We start from the raw sequence: 18,905 nt of genomic DNA on the forward strand, positions 1-18,905 counted from the left end.
AAATTCTGTGTACTCATAAAACTTCTGAATCAAAGAAAGTCATAATGGTATTAATCAGTAATAATCAATTTCAAATGGTGTAAACATTAATATGTATAATTTATTGTTTAACTAATATCAAGATCCGAGGAAACAATTTCTCCTAACTCATCATTGCTAATCGTTTCCAAATCACCCAATCTATTAGCCTGATTAACAATACTACGTTCAAATAAATTTCTTATCTCTCGAGCATTAGCAAAATTCTCTGTTTTTTCAGAACATATAGTACTTAAAAATACCCCTAAATTTCTTTTCGCATCCTCTGATAACCTTAAGCCATACTTATGACAAAACAAATTGAAGATATCTAATAATTCTTCTTCAGTATAATCCTCAAATAAAATACTCTTATTAAATCTAGATTTCAGCCCAGGATTGGATAATAAAAATGCCTCCATTTGTTTAGTATAGCCAGCAACAATAACAACAAAATCATCTCTTTTATCTTCCATTGCTTTTAGAAGAGTATCAATAGCTTCCTGACCAAAATCAGATTCACCTTTTGCTAAGGAATAAGCTTCATCAATAAACAGGACCCCACCCATAGCTTCATCGATTTTTTCTTGAGTTTTAATGGCTGTTTGTCCAACATAGCCTGCAACCAGACCAGAACGATCAACCTCAATAAGTTGACCTTTTTCTAACACACCCAATTGTTTATAAATCTTCGCAATCAGCCTGGCTACTGTCGTCTTTCCTGTTCCTGGATTTCCTAAGAAGACCAGATGGTTAGAAGTCTTAGGTGTACTTAACCCTCTTTCTTTTCGAATCTTATTGACTTTCAATAGATTTATCAAAGACGAAATTTCTTTCTTTACACTCATAAGTCCAATTAAAGAGTCGAGTTCTTTTTGAAGATCTTCTAATGATTGCTCTGATTCCATATCCTCAGAAGACACTCTAGTTAAAGAAATATCCGGAGTAATTCCTTCGGTATCCTTTATGTAATTTTGATTTTTCGAGGAATCTAACTTTTCTTGTTTTTTAAGTTTTTTAGCATCTTCTTTATAATCATTTACAATTGCCAAATATTTAAGAAATTTATTCTTATCAATATGATTCCTATCTAAACTGTTTGAAATATAATATTTTCCAATTTCAGCAATGACTGTCACATACAAGGATGACAAGGTAATTCCCTTATTGCTGAATACTTTCATATCAAGTAAAGATAAAATTTTAAAAGATTCCGGTAATTCATTATTACATGCTTTTGGGAGAAGGGGATTGTATTTTGTGTCGAGATACATCAATTTAAAGAATGAAATCCTATCTTTAGATTCATCTTTTGAAATATAATCTATAAACGTTAATATATCCACGATAACCAATTCATCTATAGATTTTATACTGACATCTCCAGAGGAATGTTTCTTGATGCTATTACAGGCTATCAGAAGATTGTTTACCGCATTTTTAATATCAATATTCATAAATAAAATCCTAATTATAATAATTCAATTTGCTTATGTATTTCATTATATACTCTTGACGTCTCCTCGGTTTGCCTATCTTCAAAAGCTTCTTCTAAAGCATTTTCCAGATCCTGCTTTAATTCGTTAATGTTAAACTCTCGAAGATTATTGAGAATAGCACCGTCCTTAATTGCCATAATTAACTCTTGATTATCTTCAATTTCTTGTTTTTGACAATTAACTTGATTAAATAATTCCTGACAATAAATATCTACCTCTAGAGTATTAAAACCTACTTCAAAAAAGGCATGATCCTGAAGTCTTTGTATAAAATCGGGCATCGATAGTTTACTATATATACTCATCCATTTAGAGTGGGACGAATGCCATGCATCACCATCGGATAAGATTTCCCTATTATTAAGATAATAAAGTTCATCAAAATACTTAATTGAAGTTGTAAACATTGATAAAAGTGAGAAAATTGAAAAGATAGTTTCTTGCTTATCTGTGACTATATCTTTTTTTAAACTATCATACAGAAGGTTTAACACATTATATATATTATCAACCAAAACTCTCATTTTGTCTTCAGAATAAGGTTTTTGTCTTTTTCTACAATCAAGCATATCCGTATATTCCGAAAGTACCTTACCAAATTCAAAATTTGTATTAACGTTATTCCCCTGTTTCATTGTATCTTGCAGTTGATTTAATTGATTAGTAATATCAAAACTTAGTTTATCAAGTTTCTCATACATAATAGCAAATCCAGCAGCAGTGGTAGCTAGAGTTAAACCATTAAGAATCAAACCAAGATTTTGTGATTTAGCAACACTCTGAATTAATTGTAGATTACCCTGAGGCAAATTATTATTCTGAGCAACTATATTGATAATCTTTTCTGCAGTCTTCTTTGCCTCACTCTGTTCAAGCCCATTTAATACAACCTTCTGAAATGCCTTAAACTTACTATTTCTGCCACGTATGACGATTTCCATAATATTGTCATTATTTAGGAAAGCTTGTAACTGCTCAATTGTTTCTATTTTTAAAATACCTTCCATAGTACTATTCTCCATCTATATTATGGTTAATAATTTCAAATAAAACTATTGTCGCTATGATATAGTTACACATCTCGAATGAAAATTCTTTATTTTGAACAAAAAATACATTCTTTGTCTCAAAAATATTTTTAGTGTTTTTAGGGGTCTTAGATTTTTTCATTGACTGAAGAAGTTTACTAGAAGTTAGACTAGAAATAGAATAATCAAAATTAGTGATAGTATCATTTTGATTAATTATCTCAGCATAGAGACAAAACATAATTCGGGAATAATCCCTTAGTCTACTATAATTGATATCATTTTGTTTTTTGAACTCAATTATTTTATTATAATATTTTCTTGCTCTAGGGATATCCTCGGTATCAGTATTCTTTTTCCTAGGACTTTTTTCTATATATTTTGAAACTTTATCATCTAGAAATTGCATATATTTTTGTAGTAGAGTAGGAAAATCCTTGTTGTTTCTTAACTCTACTTTCTCGAAGTAATCATAAAGTTTTTCAGCAAAAAAAACCTGAGTAACTTCAGAATCATCAAGAAAATTAAATCCGAAAAATTCTCTAAAGAAATAAGTTTTTAATTCAAAAAAACTATCACTATCAAGAGATAGAATTGTGTTTTTGAGTAATTCTTTTTTATCCATTATATGTCCATTCTTTTCATAAACTTTTCTACAATATGAAAGCCAATTTGATATCATCATTATACCACGAAAGCACTATCATTAATGACAGGAAAAAATTAGCTTTGCTAATTATATACAAAAGAAGTCACACCAACTTATGGTACGACTCCTCTTTGTTTATGCTAAATAATTTATTTATGCCAATTCATCAATTGAGGTATACTCTCTGTCTAAGCCCTTTGCAACCGGTTTGCTAGTAATATGACCTTGGTAGGTTGTAACCCCTTGACGCAGACCTTCGTCGTCGTTAATGGCTTTTCTGAATCCTTTTCCTGCAAGGGCTTCGATATAAGGCAAAGTGACATTGGTAAGGGCAATGGTTGACGTACGTGCCACAGCTCCTGGGATATTGGCAACGGCATAGTGAAGGACACCATGTGTTTCATAAACGGGCTCATCGTGAGTGGTCACGCGATCCGCAGTTGCAACAACCCCACCTTGGTCAACGGCAACGTCAACAATAACAGAACCTGGACGCATTTGTTTAACCATATCGTCAGTAACAAGTTTCGGTGCTTTAGCACCTGGGATAAGAACAGCACCGATAACCACATCAGCATCACGAACACTCGATTCAATATTGAGCGGATTTGACATAAGTGTTTGAATTTGGCTACCAAAGACTTCCTCAAGGACAGACAAACGTTTAGCACTGATATCAAGGATAGTCACTTGAGCTCCAAGTCCAAGGGCAATGCGGGCTGCATGTGTCCCTACGACACCACCACCGATAATAGTCACTTTCCCTTTAGGAACACCAGGTACCCCACCTAGGAGAACGCCAGAGCCACCCTCTTGTTTGGTCAAGAAGTGAGCACCGATTTGAACGGCCATACGTCCTGCAACTTCACTCATTGGAACCAAAAGTGGTAGGTGACCTTCTTGGCCACGTACTGTTTCATAGGCCACACCTGTTGTCTTAGCATTGACCATAGCATCTGCCAATTCTGGAGCTGCTGCCATGTGCAAGTAGGTAAAGAGTAAAAGATCCTCACGAAGGAAGCCATATTCTTCAGCAAGTGGCTCCTTAACTTTAACAACAAGTTCTGCTGCCCATGCTTCTGCAGCAGTTGCAACGATTTTAGCACCTTGATTGGCATAATCTGCATCCGCAAAACCAGAGCCAAGGCCTGCATTTGTTTCGATTAACACGACATGTCCCTTAGCTACAAGACTTTGCACACCAGCAGGCGTTAGAGCCACACGGTTCTCGTTATTTTTGATTTCTTTTGGAATACCAATTAACATACGTTTCTCCTTATTCGGAAGTTATAAGGTAAAACATCATAAAGATGACTTGACCACTTCCTATCTATTTTTGAAATGATAACGCTTTCATTTTATCTAAAAAGCTCAAAAATAGCAAGTGAAAAATTCTCACCCCTTTTTAGGTCCTGAAATCTTACTTCGAAAATACGACAAAAGAACCCAACCAATCGGCTGGGTTCTTAAGTGTAAACTAAATGATCAAAAGAATATTTCTCCTTAGGCACGTCCTCCTTTTCAATTTCAAATGTGGCACCAATTTAAAGTCCTAAAACCTTATTTAAAACTCATAACAAAATAATCAAAGAGTCCTTGGTCTGCTAATTGCTTATGTCCCAAGAGAAACTCAGGATGCCACTGAACACCTATAAATGGGACTTCCTTCTTCGACAGGTTTTTCATTACTAGTAATACCGATTAAGGGAATGGTTATTTTTATTGCTCCTTAAAATAGTCAAGTAGGAAGAGGGCGTTTTCCACATAGTAATTAACAGCTACTGGCAAGGCCTCATCTTTCACAAGGAAATCATCATGGTGCCAGTCTGGTGCATTATCTTCACCATTTGAGCCAATAAAGGCAAAGACTCCTGGTATTTCCTTTTGATAAGTCGCAAAGTCTTCGCCCCCTGTTGATGGCAAGGTTTCAATCACTTCTGCGAAAGCCTTAGAATGTTCAAAGATGAGAGGTGTGAGCGTCAAATCGTTGTAAGTCACAAAAGGAGAATTGCCCCAAACAATCTCGGCCTGAGCACCAAATTGGTCTGCTGTTGCCTGAACGACCTTTTCAAAACGAGCAATGACATCTTCCCGAACCTTAGGCTCAAAGGTTCGAATCGTTCCTTCGAAAAAGCCGGTTGCCGGAAGAACATTCCAAGTATTTCCAACTTCGATATGAGTGACTGACAATACAGCTGATTCAAAGGGAGATACCGTCCGAGCAACAATTTGCTGTAAATTATTAATGATAGTCGTAGTAACCAAGACCGTATCCACACCCAAATCAGGACGGGCTGCATGGGATGAAACACCCTTGACATCAACCCTAAACTGCTCCACGCCTGCCATGATGGCCCCCGAACGAAGACCAATCTGACCAGGTTTCAAGTGAGGATTATTGTGATAACCGATGATAGCTGACACACCATCAAGACCACCCGCTTCAATGACCTGATAGGCCCCTTGGAAATTTTCCTCGGCTGGTTGGAAAATCAATCGAACGGTCCCCTTAAGCTCTGCTTCTCTTTCCTTTAAAAGCTGAGCAGCTCCAAGCAGAGAGGTCTGGTGAAAGTCATGACCACAAGCATGCATAGCCCCATTATCGCTGGCATAAGGAAGTCCTGTCTTTTCCTTAATCGGTAGGGCATCAATATCAGCACGCAAAGCAATAATCGGATGACCTGACCCAATCTCAGCGATGAGTCCTGTCTTCAAAGGATAATTTAAAGGCTCAATACCTAGATTTTTCAAATAACCTTTCAAAAAGACTGTCGTCTCATGCTCTTCCTCAGAAACCTCTGGATGTTGGTGAATCTGATGACGTGTCTTTGCTAAATGATCATAAAATGCTTCTGTCATAATGAACCTCCCTTTCTGATTAGACCTGCTCACTGCCCTGACTTACTTAAGTTCTCAATCGAATTGATACCATCATACCACCAGAAACAAGGCTTGAAAAATTAAAAAAACTTATAGAATGTCATAAGTTTTACTTATACCCCTAGAAAAGTCCGTACTTATGGGCCTTACAGTATTAATCCTAGTGATAGGATGGACCTATCAGGAGATTGAAAGTTCCTATCATACCTTAATAAGAAGAAATGACTAGCCCAAATAAGTACGCAAAATCACTTTTTCCGCTTCCGTTAAGGCTCTGTAGGAACCTACTGCTATCCCTTCATCAAGCTTAAATGCTCCAAAAGAAATCCGCTTAAGATAGGTCACCTTGACTCCATAAGCCAAGAACATCTTTTTCACTTGATGAAATTTACCTTCCGAAATCGTAATGTGAGCACTACTCTTGTCACTCGCAGAACTTAGAATTTCTAGCTGAGCTGATTTACAAACAGTACCATCCTCAAAGACAACACCCGACTCAAAAAATGCAGGTGCATCAGGCCCAAGAACATCATTGACCTCAACATAATAAGTCTTAGCTACATGATAGCGGGGGTGAAGCATGGCAAAGCCCAGAGGCCCATTGTTGGTAATCAGCACCAAACCCTCCGTATCTCTATCCAATCGGCCCACAGGATAGAGACCGTCTCGCTGATCTTCAGGCTTAATCAAATCAATGACTGTTTGGTGCTTCTTGTCCTTTCGAGCTGACACTACACCTGCTGGTTTATTCATGAGATAGTAAACTTCTGGCGTATGCTCCAGTTCCTTACCAGAAACCGTGATGGTTTGAAGACTAGCATCCACATTTAGATTATCTCGATCCGCCAAGATACCATCTACATAAACTTGACGGCTACGAATGAGCTTCTTGACCTGATTGCGGGAACCATAGCCCGCCTGTCCTAATAATTTGTCTAAACGCATAACCTTATTGTACCACGGATAAGCCTGGTCTAGCAGACTAAAACGAAAGACGGACATAAGAAAGGTCTCAAAAGAACGCTGGAGAAAGCAAAAAGTCTACCTTAAAAGATAGACTTATCACATTATTAAGACTTACACATTCACGTGGAAGATATGCCCGACCAAGAAGGTCACAAGCATGGTCAAGAGGCCTACTGTCAAGTTACGCAACATCGCTTGTTTAACAGGTGCTTTTCCGAGCTTGGCACTGATATAACCAGTCAAGAGCAAGGTAAGGGCAACCACGACCACTGTTACAGGAATACGGTAAGGCTCTGGGAACAGCATAATAGCTAGTGCTGGTGGCAAGGAACCAACTGAAAAAGCCAGGAAACTAGAGACAGCAGCATGCCATGGATTCGTAATTTCATCTAAATCCACCCCATATTTTTCCTCAACTAAGACCTTAATCGGATTCTTATTGAAGGCTTGATTAACCTTAACTTCAGCTGCTGTTTCGCAATCCCCCTGACTGAGGAAGGTTTGATACAAACTCTCTCTAGCTGCCTCAGGAGAGCGGTCCAAGAGGGCTTGTTCCTTAGCGATAGCAGCTTCTTCAGTATCTTTTTGCGTTGACACACTGACATATTCGCCACCTGCCATCGAAAAGGCACCGGCAAAAATCGCTGACAAGGCAGAAATCAAGATGAACCAAATGTTTGATGTCGCACTGGCCACACCGATAACCACTCCCGCAATGGAAATGATACCATCATTGGCCCCCAAGACACCAGCTCTCAAAATATTTAAACGTTCTGCAAAATTCTTATCTTCCAATTTTATTACTCCTTATTTAGAATCATTCTAAAAAATATTATAACAGTTATTTAGAATGATTACAAATAAGAAGGTTGAAAAAGCCAAGATTTCTCTCAGCTTCTTCTCTATTTAAACTTAGGCCGGTGTTACATCCAAACTCTCACCAATAGCCGCAAGGCGTGAGACAACTTCTTCTTGGCTCAAACCATTTTCAGAGACATAACGGTTACGTGGGTGAACACGGCATTCATGTGAGCAGCCACGGAGGTATTTATCTTCATTTTCCTCTGAGGCAAGGATACGACGGTTACAGAATGGGTTACCGCAGTTGACATAGCGTTCGCAAGGCGTCCCATCGAACCAATCCTTACCGACAACGACAGGGTCTACATGGTTGATGTCAACGGCAATACGCTCGTCAAAGACATACATCTTACCATCCCAAAGCTCCCCTTGAACCTCTGGATCTTTACCGTAAGTCGCGATACCACCGTGCAATTGACCAACATCTTTGTAGCCTTCACGGACCATCCAACCTGAGAATTTCTCACAGCGGACACCACCAGTACAGTACACAACCACGCGCTTGTCCATGAACTCTTCTTTATGGTCGCGAACCCATTGTGGCAATTCACGGAAGTTGCGAATATCTGGACGAATGGCTCCACGGAAGTGACCAAGGTCATACTCATAGTCATTACGTGTGTCAAGGACAACAGTGTCCTCATCTAAAAGGGCATCTTTAAACTCTTTTGGTGACAAGTAAGCACCCGTTGTTTCAAGCGGATTAATGTCGCTGTCAAAGTTATCATCCTCTAAGCCAAGGTGAACGATTTCCTTCTTGTAACGCACAAACATCTTCTTAAAGGCTTGCTCTTCTTCCTCATCAATCTTGAACCAGAGGTCTTCCATCCCTGGAAGGCTGTTAACGTAGTCCATGTATTTTTGAGTGGTTTCGTAGTCGCCAGAAACCGTTCCATTGATTCCCTCGTCAGCCACCAAGATACGTCCTTTCAAACCGATTGACTTACAGAAAGCCAAGTGGTCTGCCGCAAATTGCTCAGCGTTTTCGATGGGAAGGTATTTATAATAAAGCAATACTCGAATAGGTTTTGCCATTGTATATCCTCTTTCTTTATGAAATATCTATATCTGTTGTTTGATAGTCAAAGTCAACTTAACTATTATAGCGCTATCAAAGAGGGCTAGGCAATTGATTTGTTTGGAAGCACATTTTCACAAAAGAAAAAGGCTGAGTGTCAAATGCCTCAACCTGAGTTTCGTAAGATTGTTTTTCAAAAGATAGTATTACAATTTCGCAGCAGCTGCCTCATCTAAGATGAGAGTCACATCTGGATGATTTTGCAAAACACTAGCTGGTACTTCCTCTGTCACCGGACCCTTGACCATCTTGAAAATGGCATCTGCCTTCTTGTCGCCATAGGCAAACAAGATAATCTTCTTAGCAGCCATAATAGAAGCAATTCCCATCGAAATAGCCTTAGTAGGAACCTGATCACGACTAGCAAAGAAACGGCTATTGGCTTCAATGGTGCTGTCAGTCAAGTCGACCACATGAGTTTGACTATCAAAAGGCGTACCTGGCTCATTAAAACCAATATGCCCATTACTTCCGATTCCTAGGATTTGCAAATCAATAGCATGTTGTGCCAAAACGTCATCGTAATCCTTAGCCGCCTGCTCCAAGTCCTCAGCCATGCCGTCAGGCAAGAAGCTCTCCTTAAATGGCTTGGCATCAAAGAGTTGAGCCTTCATAAAGGCATGGTAGCTCTGCTCATGGTCTGGTGCTAGTCCGACGTATTCATCCAAATTGACGCTGTAAAGTTCTGAAAAATCCACGTCACTCTCAACCATCTCTTGGTAAAGGGCGATAGGGGAACTACCTGTAGCCAATCCCAAGGTTTGAGCACCTGCTGCAAGGCTCTCTTTAAGAAGATCAAGGGCAACTTTGCCTCCCTCAACTTGATTCTTAACTAAAATCTTTTTCATTCTATTCACCTCAATATTGGTATATACCATTTTCTTTATTATCTCCTTTTTTATCTTTTTTGTCAAGCGCTTTCACTCAACTCCTTTAATGACGGTCGCCCTATATCGTGCTATAATAAAAAGGCTGAAAATTTTTAAACGAGGAAAGAAATGAATACAAACGATTTTGATTTTGAATTGCCAGAGGAACTGATTGCTCAAACCCCATTGGAGCAACGTGACGCCTCTAAACTCTTGGTCATTGATCCTGTAACTAAGGAAATGACTGACACCCACTTCGACCACATCATCGATCAGCTTAACCCTGGCGATGCCTTGGTCATGAACAATACGCGCGTGCTTCCTGCCCGCCTCTACGGTGAAAAGCCTGATACCCACGGCCATGTGGAATTTCTCCTTTTGAAAAATACCCAAGGCGATCAATGGGAAGTTTTAGCCAAACCAGCCAAACGCCTTAAAGTAGGTGCTAAAGTTAGTTTTGGTGATGGACGCTTGACCGCCACTGTTACTGAGGAACTGGATCACGGTGGCCGTATCGTAGAATTTAGCTACGACGGTATCTTCCTTGAGGTTTTGGAAAGCTTGGGTGAGATGCCATTGCCACCTTATATCCATGAAAAATTGGAAGACCGCGACCGTTACCAAACGGTCTATGCCAAGGAAAATGGCTCTGCCGCTGCTCCTACAGCTGGCCTCCATTTCACTCCTGAATTACTTCAAAAGATTGAAGCTAAAGGTGTAAAATTGGTCTACCTCACCCTTCACGTTGGACTGGGAACCTTCCGACCTGTTTCTGTCGATAATGTCGACGAACATGAGATGCACTCAGAATTTTACACCCTCAGCCAAGACGCTGCCGATACCCTTAATAGCGTCAAAGCCGCTGGAGGCCGCATCATTGCAGTAGGAACCACTTCAATACGAACACTTGAGACAATCGGCAATAAATACGATGGTCAACTCCAAGCCGACTCAGGCTGGACCAATATCTTTATCAAACCAGGCTACCAATTCACAGTCGTAGATGCCTTTTCAACCAACTTCCACCTTCCAAAATCAACCTTGGTGATGTTGGTTTCAGCCTTTGCTGGCCGTGAATTCGTCCTTGATGCCTATAAACACGCCGTCCAAGAACGCTACCGCTTCTTCAGTTTCGGAGATGCCATGTTCGTCACACGACCTGCTGAGAAATAATATTGATTTTGAGACTTTTCCCTATAGGAGAAGTCTCTTTTATTGCTCGTCAAATTCAGAAAAAATCCACCAGCTATGAACTGATGGATTTTTTATTTATTTCTCTGCAAACTGGCTATTATACAAGTCGTAATAGAAGCCTTTATCTGCAAGGAGGGATTCATGGTTCCCTTGTTCGATGATTTGACCATCTTTAAGGACCAAAATCTTGTCTGCTTCTTGAATCGTTGATAAGCGGTGGGCAATGACAAAGCTTGTTCTACCTTGCATAAGGGTCTTCATGGCTTTTTGAATCAGGAGTTCCAGACGGGTATCAACCGATGAGGTTGCCTCGTCCAAAATCAAGATTTTAGGATCAGCCAAAAGCGCACGCGCAATGGTCAAAAGTTGCTTTTGTCCTAGTGAGATGTTACTTGATTCCTGGTTCATTTCCATGTTGTAACCACCAGGTAGTGTACGGATAAAGTGGTCCACATTGGCTGCCTTAGCAGCTTCAACAATTTCTTCGTCAGTCGCCTCAAGATTACCAAAGCGAAGATTTTCCTTGATAGTTCCTTCAAAGAGCCAAGCATCCTGAAGCACCATACCAAACTGTTTACGATAATCCTGACGTGATAAGTTACGAATATCATGACCATCAACCGAGATAGAACCAGCCGTCACATCATAGAAACGCATGAGAAGATTGATAATCGTTGATTTTCCGGCACCAGTTGGGCCGACAATGGCGACCATTTCACCAGGATTAACCTCAAGATTAAAGTCACGAATCAAAGGTTTATCGGCCACATACTGGAAGTCCACATGCTTAAAGCTAACTTGGCCAGTCAAATCTCCCTCTAGCACTTCAGTAGCATCATTAGCCTCGTCTGGTTCATCCATCAGTTGGAAAATACGGTCCAAAGAGGATTTAGCACTCTGCAATTGTCCAGCCAACTGAGTCAAGTTCTGAATAGGTTGGTTAATCTGCCAAACGTACTGAACAAAGGCCTGCATATTACCAATCGTCAAGCGACCAGCCAAAACTTGCAGACCACCCAAAACAGCGACAATTAGATAGGTCAAGTCAGATAAACCGTTAAGAACTGGCATCATGAGTCCTGAAATGAAGTTAGCCTTAAAGCCTACCTTCTGAAGGTCTTCCGTAATTTTCTTAAAGTCGTCCAAGGATCTATCCTCACGGCCAAATAGCTTAAGCACATTGAAGCCGGTCAGATTTTCTTGAACAAAACCATTAAGAGTACCTAGAGCATCAGCTTGTTGTTTAAAGTAGGGCTGAGACTTACTCATGATATAGCGGGCACCAAAGAATGTAATCGGAATAGTGATGACAACTATAGCTCCCAATTGAAGATTAAGGTAAAGCACTGTTCCAATTACCAAGGCTAGAGTAAAGACGGCATTAACAACCTGCAAGAATGACTGCTGCAAGGCATTAGATACTGTCTCGACGTCACTGGTAAAGCGTCCCAAGAGGTCTCCAAACTGGTGCTTATCAAAGTATGACACTGAGGTACGATTGATTTTCTCGGTCATCTCATTTCGCATATCTTGAACCGTTGCTTGCACAGCATTGGTCATGAAATAGTTGGAATAGTAGGCAGCCAACTCATAAATAAGACCACGCAAGAGATAAACAACCAGAACCCAACCAACATAGTAAACGTTAATATGAGCACCTTCGACACCCTTCATGATGGCCAGCGTATTTTTAGTCAACTCGGTAATAGCTAAACCAATGACCACTGGCTCAAGGACACTCATGATAACACTAACAATTTTCAGGAAAATGGCTAGGTAAAGTGGGAAACGATAAGCCTGCAAGTAGGACCAAAGGCGGCCAAAACTTGAGGAATGACTTGTTTTCATTTTATTTTTCTTCATTTTGACCTCCTTCTAGTCTTCCGTAAGACTCTTTTGATTCAATTGTGAATTAGCAATTTCACGGTAAATCTCATTGCTTTCCATAAGCTCTTCATGACGACCTCGACCCACGATTTCACCCTTATCAAGAACGATAATCTGGTCTGCATCCATGATAGTACCCACACGTTGAGCCACAATCAAGACTGTCGCATCCTGGGTCACTTCTTTCAGACGGCGACGCAAGGTCGCATCAGTCTTGTAGTCCAAGGCAGAGAAGGAATCGTCAAAGATGTAAAGGTCGGGACGTTTAACCACCGCACGTGCAATCGACAAACGCTGCTTCTGTCCCCCAGAAAGGTTGCTACCACCCTCAGCCAAGTGAGAATCGTAGCGTTCTTCCTTACTGTCAATGAATTCCTTAGCTTGAGCGACATCCGTAGCTTGATTCAATTCTTCATGACTGGCATTTTCCTTACCATAACGGATATTTTCACCGATGGTTCCTGTAAAGAGCAGGGCTTTTTGTGGAATAAAGCCAATCTTACGACGAAGAGCCTTAAGATTATAGTCACGAACATCCACACCATCAACAAGAATGCGTCCAAGTGTTACATCATAAAAACGTGGAATCAACTGCACAAGGGAGGATTTCCCTGAACCCGTTGATCCGATAAAGGCAATGGTTTCACCAGGTTTTGCCTTGAAAGAAATGTTGTGTAGGACAGGACTCTCAGTTTCACCGGGATAGGCAAAGGTAACATTGTCAAATTCCAAATATCCCTTAGTCTCGGTTTCTGTCACGCCATCTTCATTTGGATTGATAGAAATCGGCATGTCCATAATTTCCTGCAGACGTTCACTAGACACCGCTGTACGAGGATACATGGTAAAAAGATTAGCTAGGAAGAGGAAGGACAATAGTGCATGGAAACTGTACTCAATAAAGGCAACCAAGTCACCGATAGCCAAACTTCCAGAGCCTAATGGCTCAAGAGCAAACCAAACAATGGCCACAATCATAGCGATGATGATTTGCACAAAAAGTGGCTCGGTCAAACCAGTCAATTTGAAAAGTTTATTTGAATTATCCGCATAGACAGCATTTTCAGAAGCGAACTTCTTCTCTTGAAAATCTTCTCTAGCGAAAGCTCTGATGACACGAAGTCCAGTCAGATTTTCACGAGCATACTGGTTAATCTTGTCGAGAGTTGCCTGTTGCTTTTCAGAAAGCGGACGCGTTTTTACCGCCACATACCAGACAACTACGGCTAGGAAAGGTAAGGAGATTGCCACAATCCAAGCCAAAGATGGACTTGTCGTCAAAATCAAAAAGACACTGGAAACCATCATCAAAGGAGTGATAACCCCTAGCTTAAGAACCTGATCCGCAAACTGCATAAGCACAAAAGCATCTGATGTAATACGAGTCACCAAAGAGGATACCCCTATCTGCTCATACTCGTGGTGGGAATACTCCTGAAGCTTAGCATAAATGTCATTACGCATGACTTGCACCATAGTAGTGGTCAACTTTCCAACCGCATAGGACAGAAGTATACGACCAACAATCCCAGTCAAAACTACACCAAACATGACCCAAGCATAAGCGTAAAGCTTATCAACATCACCACGGTTTATTCCCTCATCAATCATTCTGGCAAGAACCGTCGGCAAACCCAAGTTAGCAATAACAAATAAAATGGCTGCCGTAAAATTCATTGCTAGCCACTTAGGATAACGTCTGAGATAAGACCAAATATAAGCCATAAATTTCTCCTTTTCTTTTTAGCATTTACCATGCCTTTAAGATTTTTATAGTTATTTACAACCACTAAAGCCGTAAAAGACACAGAAAAAAGGGCGTGACAAGCACGCACATCACCTACATTCTAACAAATGAAAATATTAAAAGCAATAGAAAAAACCAGAGCTGATGCCCTGGTTTTCTTTATTAAGCGACTTGATATGTTCACGGATAAAAAGAGGTTCACCAAGTTCCTGCTCCAAATCTTTTAACTGACGACTGAGTGTCGGCTAAGTAATCATCAGCTTCTCAGCTGCCTTGGAGATACTCCCCTCCTCAGCAATAGTAATAAAATAACGAAGCACTCTTAACTCCATGCCATCCTCCTAATTTTCCTCATAAGATTTAAACGGTTGATTCTTCTCAGGATATCGGTCTGGTGTAATGGCGAGTCCCATTTGCTCTTTTTCGTGATATAACTCTTTCATAAGCGACCACATCATCAACACTAGTACTATAGAAAATGGAAAAGCGACAATAATGAGCGTGTTTTGTAAAGCTGTCAATCCACCAGAAAACATGAGTGCAATAGCAATCAAGGCCAGCATGACACCCCAAATCACCTTTTTACGATTACTTGGATTTAGATTGCCATCTTCAGACAACATGGCCAAAACATAGGTGGCAGAATCCGCCGAGGTCACAAAGAAGGTTAAAACTAAAATAATTGCCAGGAGTGAAAGGACACTTCCCAGAGGATATTCATTAAAAGAGGCAAAAAGAATTTCTTCTGTGGCAAAACGTATCAAATTAACCCCCGAATCTTGTAGTGAAGTAGATAAGGTACCAAAAGCAGAAAACCAGATAAAACTAAGGACTGTTGGTGCCAAAAGCACTACTGTCAAAAATTCGCGAATAGTCCGACCTTTTGAGATACGGGCAATAAAGACGCCCACAAAAGGTGACCAGGAAATCCACCATGCCCAGTAAAAAATGGTCCATTGGTTAATCCAAGCCCGCTTGGTCTCATCAAAAGCCGCCGCCCGAAAACTCATACGGAAGAAGTTTTGAAAATAAAGGCCGATAGAGTCTGTCATGGTGTCAAATATCTTAACCGTTGGCCCCAAAACTATGACTCCAGCAAGCAAGACAATAGCTAAAATCAAGTTTGTATTAGATAGGATTTTAACACCCTTTCCTAAACCTGATAAGGCAGAAATAAGAAAAAGAATTGTCGCAATGATGATAATGATGACTTGCACAAGACTATTATTAGGAATACCAAAGACATAGGAGAGACCACCATTGATTTGTGAGGCACCAAAGCCGAGCGTTGTCGCTACCCCAATCACTGTCGCAATAATGGTGATGGTATCGATAATGGTTGCTATTGGTCCGTCCGCATATTTTCCAAAAAGAGGCTTAAAGACGACTGAGAGCTGATATTTCTCCCGTTTACGAAAGCCAAAATAAGCCAAAGACAATCCCACCAGGGCATAGACCGCCCAAGCATGAAATCCCCAGTGAAAAAAAGTAAAACGAAAAGCATCTGCGAGAGCATCCGCACTGCCTATTTCTGCATTGGGCGTCGAGATAGCAAAGTGACTCAAAGGCTCTGCTGCCCCATAAAAGACCAGCCCAATCCCCATTCCAGCAGAAAACATCATGGCAATCCATGACGTCGTCGAATGCTCTGGCCGACTCGTGGGATTACCCAAGCGAATCTGCCCTATCGGACTTACAATTAAAAAGACACAAAAAATTAAAATCCCCGTAACCAATAACAAGTAAAACCAGCCAACACTAGTTGTTAAGAGATTTTTTAAGTAAAAACTAATATTTTGAAACTGCTGGGGAACAAAGAGCCCTAACAAGACTAAAATAAATATGATGACGAGTGAAAGCTGAAAAACTTTTGTTATTTTAGAATGCTTCACCATTTTACCTCCTTATGTGTTCTTAGTTATAAAAAGTTTTTGAGAAAACTTAAAATTCTATATGGTTTCATTGTAACACAATTGTTTAATTTATACATATAGCAACCGAATACATCCAACATATTCGCACCGTATTCTTCAAATATTTGACTAATCTTTTGAGAAAGAGATCCCTTTTTCTTTTGCAATATTCTTGATTTTAGCTTTGAAACTATTAGCATTTGAAAATTTCACGACAAGACCTCCACATATGATTGTAGTTTTTCGGTTACTTTAAATAGTTGTGCATAGTGATACAACTTGGCATAATCAACAGCTCCTTTTTTAAAGTAAGCTTGAAAAGCTGGAGCAATAACTTGAATATCGACATGATAAGCTGTTCTCAAACACTCCACTAATGTTCGTTCCATATCATATACTGAGATAAACTGTCCAGCCTGTCGCCCCAGTCTAATAATACCGATTTCATGATACTTTCTAGCGACAATTGGCTTGACAGCAGCTTCTTTCATTGGCCTCGTATTTGTCCCGAAAGGAAAAGTCATCACAGGCTCAAATGGAATGGTAAGGGACAGACCATGTAACCAAAGTGCTGTTTCTAAGGAATAAATTCCTTTTGGAAAACGGTACTGTAAACTAAAATAGTCATCGATATAGGTATCTGGCAGATGATAGATACCTCTTTCAATTGATTCCACTTTCCCTTTTGAGACTAATTGATTCAGTTGTTGATAAGAAAAGTTAAGCTCTTCCATATCACGAAAAGTTATTACTCCATGATTATTTTTAATATAATTATAAACGAGTTTCTCTAACAAATCCATATCACCACCTCCAAAACAATATGCTAACAAATCAAGTCATTGTTAGCATATCCTTTTTTATTTCGTCGCATACGCAAAACTCAAGTTACTATCCACTCCAGATAATTTACGGAAGGTATAGTTTGGATTGCCATTGTAATTGGTTTCGGAGATAAGGAATGAGCCATTTGGGTAGAGTTTTTCGACGAAAGCCACATGTCCGTATTCTGCTGGTGTGCCATGTCCTCCTCCCGCAAAGGAAATAATAGCTCCTGCTTGTGGACTTGTCCCTGTCTCCCCACCGAGACTTGCGGCTGTTCGTACCGAATCTTGGCCATTGCCCATGGTACTGATAATTGGAATCTTCTCACCGTTTTTTCCTTTGAGTTTTAGACCCAGTTGGTTAATACGGGCTGCGACTCCCCAAGTACATTGGCCGTAAGCGTAACCCATACCATCACCACCTCCTGTAATAGAGTTTTCAAAAAGGTCTCCTCGTACAGCTTCAAGTGCTTTTAGATCACTTTGTGCTGTCCCGCCGTTGGGTTGACTAAAGCCTTTTTCAATTTGGTAATACCACTCACTGGCTCGTGTCTGACGTTCAAGTAGTTTATCACCACTATTTCCTTCCCAGTAAATGAGAAAGAGTTGGGCGATATTTTGCAAGATTGGTACTAGACTCATATTCCAAGAGCTAACTGTTGAGGTTTGTTCGGCGAAGTCTGGGATTTCTCCGACATTAGCAAACTCATCCAGATAGCTTCTAACATGGATAGGCAGTTGCCCTTTAAAGTCCACATCAGCCTATCTGGTCAAAGTGGAGAAAAACATAGAGAAAAATAAAGCAGATAGAAAACGAAAGGTAGTATCATTATCTGGAATAACAAGATAGACCATAGTCTTCTGAGTGCCCCACGTTGTCAAGTCCATAGAGTCTTTTTGCGTCAAATCAATCACCGATTGGATATTAAAAAGGGTAAACTTCGCTGTTGTGACCGCAATCACCGAATCCAACGTCTTATCCTTATAGTATTGAAAATCTGCCCAGTTTCTCATGGTAAAGTTCTCGTGACCGTATTTTTTAGCGTAATCTTCAAACAAGACTTTTGGGAGTTTATAATAACGCTCTGATGTCTGAAATTGATTAGCAGTAATACGTTTCATGATTATCCCTCCAAGACTAAAATTCCAAAATTCCCAAATTCATCAAATCAGATTAAACCTGTTTGTTCCATTTCATTTACCAGTTGAGTTGCTTTTAGATTATCAACTCCCATGATGGTCATGATATGGCTTTTCACGATTTGACGTGATGACTGTTCTTCCTTTTGCATAATTACCTCCGAAACGCAAAAAAAGGGTAGACACTAGATTGTCTACCCCCGAAAGTTTATTAAAACAAATCAATTTATCAGTTTCTAACAATCGCTTATCGCAATAAAAAACCAGAGCTGATGCCCTGGTTTTCTTTTTTAAGCGACTTGAGTCGTTACCTTATTATTTAGGCTCTATAATTTCTGTAGTGGGTAAAACT

15 protein-coding genes and 2 pseudogenes are annotated in these 18,905 nt (G+C 40.0%); 1 reads left to right on the forward strand and 16 read right to left on the reverse strand.

The window, feature by feature from the left end; translation table 11 throughout:
- Nucleotides 1–107: 107 nt before the first annotated feature.
- The 9 genes from HMPREF2607_RS07525 to HMPREF2607_RS07565 form a co-directional block, all read right to left on the reverse strand.
- Nucleotides 108–1,475 carry an AAA family ATPase gene (locus tag HMPREF2607_RS07525; RefSeq protein WP_045768992.1) on the reverse strand — a complete coding sequence of 456 codons (1,368 nt, stop codon included), beginning with the start codon at nucleotides 1,473–1,475 and terminating at the stop codon, nucleotides 108–110.
- Nucleotides 1,476–1,489: 14 nt separating this feature from the next.
- Entirely contained in the window at nucleotides 1,490–2,524 is a 1,035-nt protein-coding gene (locus HMPREF2607_RS07530; protein WP_045768993.1) for a hypothetical protein, read from the reverse strand.
- Between the two features lie 4 nt (nucleotides 2,525–2,528).
- The gene (locus HMPREF2607_RS07535) at nucleotides 2,529–3,170 is read right to left on the reverse strand and encodes a hypothetical protein (protein ID WP_045768994.1); all 642 of its coding nucleotides are present in this window, start codon (nucleotides 3,168–3,170) and stop codon (nucleotides 2,529–2,531) included.
- 177 nt (nucleotides 3,171–3,347) lie between these two features.
- Nucleotides 3,348–4,460 (reverse strand): alanine dehydrogenase, encoded by a 1,113-nt coding sequence (gene ald, locus HMPREF2607_RS07540; RefSeq protein WP_070476542.1) that lies wholly within the window; start codon nucleotides 4,458–4,460, stop codon nucleotides 3,348–3,350.
- 453 nt (nucleotides 4,461–4,913) lie between these two features.
- Nucleotides 4,914–6,053 (reverse strand): amidohydrolase, encoded by a 1,140-nt coding sequence (locus tag HMPREF2607_RS07545; RefSeq protein ID WP_070476544.1) that lies wholly within the window; start codon nucleotides 6,051–6,053, stop codon nucleotides 4,914–4,916.
- Between the two features lie 246 nt (nucleotides 6,054–6,299).
- Nucleotides 6,300–7,019: a 16S rRNA pseudouridine(516) synthase gene (locus HMPREF2607_RS07550; protein ID WP_038675531.1), complete on the reverse strand. Its 720-nt coding sequence runs from the start codon at nucleotides 7,017–7,019 to the stop codon at nucleotides 6,300–6,302.
- Between the two features lie 132 nt (nucleotides 7,020–7,151).
- Nucleotides 7,152–7,835: a VIT1/CCC1 transporter family protein gene (locus HMPREF2607_RS07555; protein WP_002890291.1), complete on the reverse strand. Its 684-nt coding sequence runs from the start codon at nucleotides 7,833–7,835 to the stop codon at nucleotides 7,152–7,154.
- Between the two features lie 117 nt (nucleotides 7,836–7,952).
- Entirely contained in the window at nucleotides 7,953–8,936 is a 984-nt protein-coding gene (locus HMPREF2607_RS07560) for an oxygen-dependent tRNA uridine(34) hydroxylase TrhO (protein ID WP_070476546.1), read from the reverse strand.
- A 189-nt stretch (nucleotides 8,937–9,125) separates the two neighbouring features.
- A complete protein-coding gene (locus tag HMPREF2607_RS07565) occupies nucleotides 9,126–9,827 on the reverse strand; it encodes a glucosamine-6-phosphate deaminase (RefSeq protein ID WP_070476564.1) in 702 nt (233 codons plus the stop codon).
- Between the two features lie 150 nt (nucleotides 9,828–9,977).
- Here HMPREF2607_RS07565 and queA point away from each other — a divergent pair, with 150 nt between their 5' ends.
- Entirely contained in the window at nucleotides 9,978–11,021 is a 1,044-nt protein-coding gene (gene queA, locus HMPREF2607_RS07570) for a tRNA preQ1(34) S-adenosylmethionine ribosyltransferase-isomerase QueA (protein WP_070476548.1), read from the forward strand.
- Between the two features lie 96 nt (nucleotides 11,022–11,117).
- On the opposite strand, the gene HMPREF2607_RS07575 is transcribed toward queA, so the two are convergent.
- The 7 genes and pseudogenes from HMPREF2607_RS07575 to HMPREF2607_RS10655 form a co-directional block, all read right to left on the reverse strand.
- Entirely contained in the window at nucleotides 11,118–12,905 is a 1,788-nt protein-coding gene (locus HMPREF2607_RS07575) for an ABC transporter ATP-binding protein (protein ID WP_070476550.1), read from the reverse strand.
- A 12-nt stretch (nucleotides 12,906–12,917) separates the two neighbouring features.
- Nucleotides 12,918–14,654, reverse strand: a complete 1,737-nt coding sequence (locus tag HMPREF2607_RS07580; RefSeq protein WP_070476552.1) for an ABC transporter ATP-binding protein — start codon at nucleotides 14,652–14,654, stop codon at nucleotides 12,918–12,920.
- 198 nt (nucleotides 14,655–14,852) lie between these two features.
- A pseudogene (locus tag HMPREF2607_RS10645) lies at nucleotides 14,853–15,008 on the reverse strand (LysR family transcriptional regulator); the annotation flags it as partial.
- A gap of 9 nt (nucleotides 15,009–15,017) precedes the next feature.
- On the reverse strand, nucleotides 15,018–16,571 hold the full coding sequence (locus HMPREF2607_RS07585; RefSeq protein ID WP_037605638.1) for a BCCT family transporter: 1,554 nt from the start codon (nucleotides 16,569–16,571) through the stop codon (nucleotides 15,018–15,020).
- A 227-nt stretch (nucleotides 16,572–16,798) separates the two neighbouring features.
- Nucleotides 16,799–17,392: a type IV toxin-antitoxin system AbiEi family antitoxin domain-containing protein gene (locus HMPREF2607_RS07590; RefSeq protein ID WP_070476554.1), complete on the reverse strand. Its 594-nt coding sequence runs from the start codon at nucleotides 17,390–17,392 to the stop codon at nucleotides 16,799–16,801.
- A 57-nt stretch (nucleotides 17,393–17,449) separates the two neighbouring features.
- Nucleotides 17,450–18,574: pseudogene (locus HMPREF2607_RS10650) on the reverse strand (type IV secretory system conjugative DNA transfer family protein).
- Nucleotides 18,575–18,582: 8 nt separating this feature from the next.
- Nucleotides 18,583–18,705, reverse strand: coding sequence for a hypothetical protein (locus tag HMPREF2607_RS10655; RefSeq protein ID WP_002269975.1), 123 nt, complete (start codon nucleotides 18,703–18,705; stop codon nucleotides 18,583–18,585).
- Nucleotides 18,706–18,905: the final 200 nt, after the last annotated feature.

It is taken from the genome of Streptococcus sp. HMSC078H03, from assembly GCF_001808655.1.
GTDB lineage: Bacteria > Bacillota > Bacilli > Lactobacillales > Streptococcaceae > Streptococcus > Streptococcus salivarius_G.

Bases quoted from the DNA above. Each gene is read 5' to 3' on its own strand.
- HMPREF2607_RS07525 (WP_045768992.1), bottom strand. From the start codon at position 1,475: ATGAATATTGATATTAAAAATGCGGTAAACAATCTTCTGATAGCCTGT.
- HMPREF2607_RS07530 (WP_045768993.1), bottom strand. From the start codon at position 2,524: ATGGAAGGTATTTTAAAAATAGAAACAATTGAGCAGTTACAAGCTTTC.
- HMPREF2607_RS07535 (WP_045768994.1), bottom strand. From the start codon at position 3,170: ATGGATAAAAAAGAATTACTCAAAAACACAATTCTATCTCTTGATAGT.
- ald (WP_070476542.1), bottom strand. From the start codon at position 4,460: ATGTTAATTGGTATTCCAAAAGAAATCAAAAATAACGAGAACCGTGTG.
- HMPREF2607_RS07545 (WP_070476544.1), bottom strand. From the start codon at position 6,053: ATGACAGAAGCATTTTATGATCATTTAGCAAAGACACGTCATCAGATT.
- HMPREF2607_RS07550 (WP_038675531.1), bottom strand. From the start codon at position 7,019: ATGCGTTTAGACAAATTATTAGGACAGGCGGGCTATGGTTCCCGCAAT.
- HMPREF2607_RS07560 (WP_070476546.1), bottom strand. From the start codon at position 8,936: ATGGCAAAACCTATTCGAGTATTGCTTTATTATAAATACCTTCCCATC.
- HMPREF2607_RS07565 (WP_070476564.1), bottom strand. From the start codon at position 9,827: ATGAAAAAGATTTTAGTTAAGAATCAAGTTGAGGGAGGCAAAGTTGCC.
- queA (WP_070476548.1), top strand. From the start codon at position 9,978: ATGAATACAAACGATTTTGATTTTGAATTGCCAGAGGAACTGATTGCT.
- HMPREF2607_RS07575 (WP_070476550.1), bottom strand. From the start codon at position 12,905: ATGAAGAAAAATAAAATGAAAACAAGTCATTCCTCAAGTTTTGGCCGC.
- HMPREF2607_RS07580 (WP_070476552.1), bottom strand. From the start codon at position 14,654: ATGGCTTATATTTGGTCTTATCTCAGACGTTATCCTAAGTGGCTAGCA.
- HMPREF2607_RS07585 (WP_037605638.1), bottom strand. From the start codon at position 16,571: ATGGTGAAGCATTCTAAAATAACAAAAGTTTTTCAGCTTTCACTCGTC.
- HMPREF2607_RS07590 (WP_070476554.1), bottom strand. From the start codon at position 17,392: ATGGATTTGTTAGAGAAACTCGTTTATAATTATATTAAAAATAATCAT.
- HMPREF2607_RS10655 (WP_002269975.1), bottom strand. From the start codon at position 18,705: ATGCAAAAGGAAGAACAGTCATCACGTCAAATCGTGAAAAGCCATATC.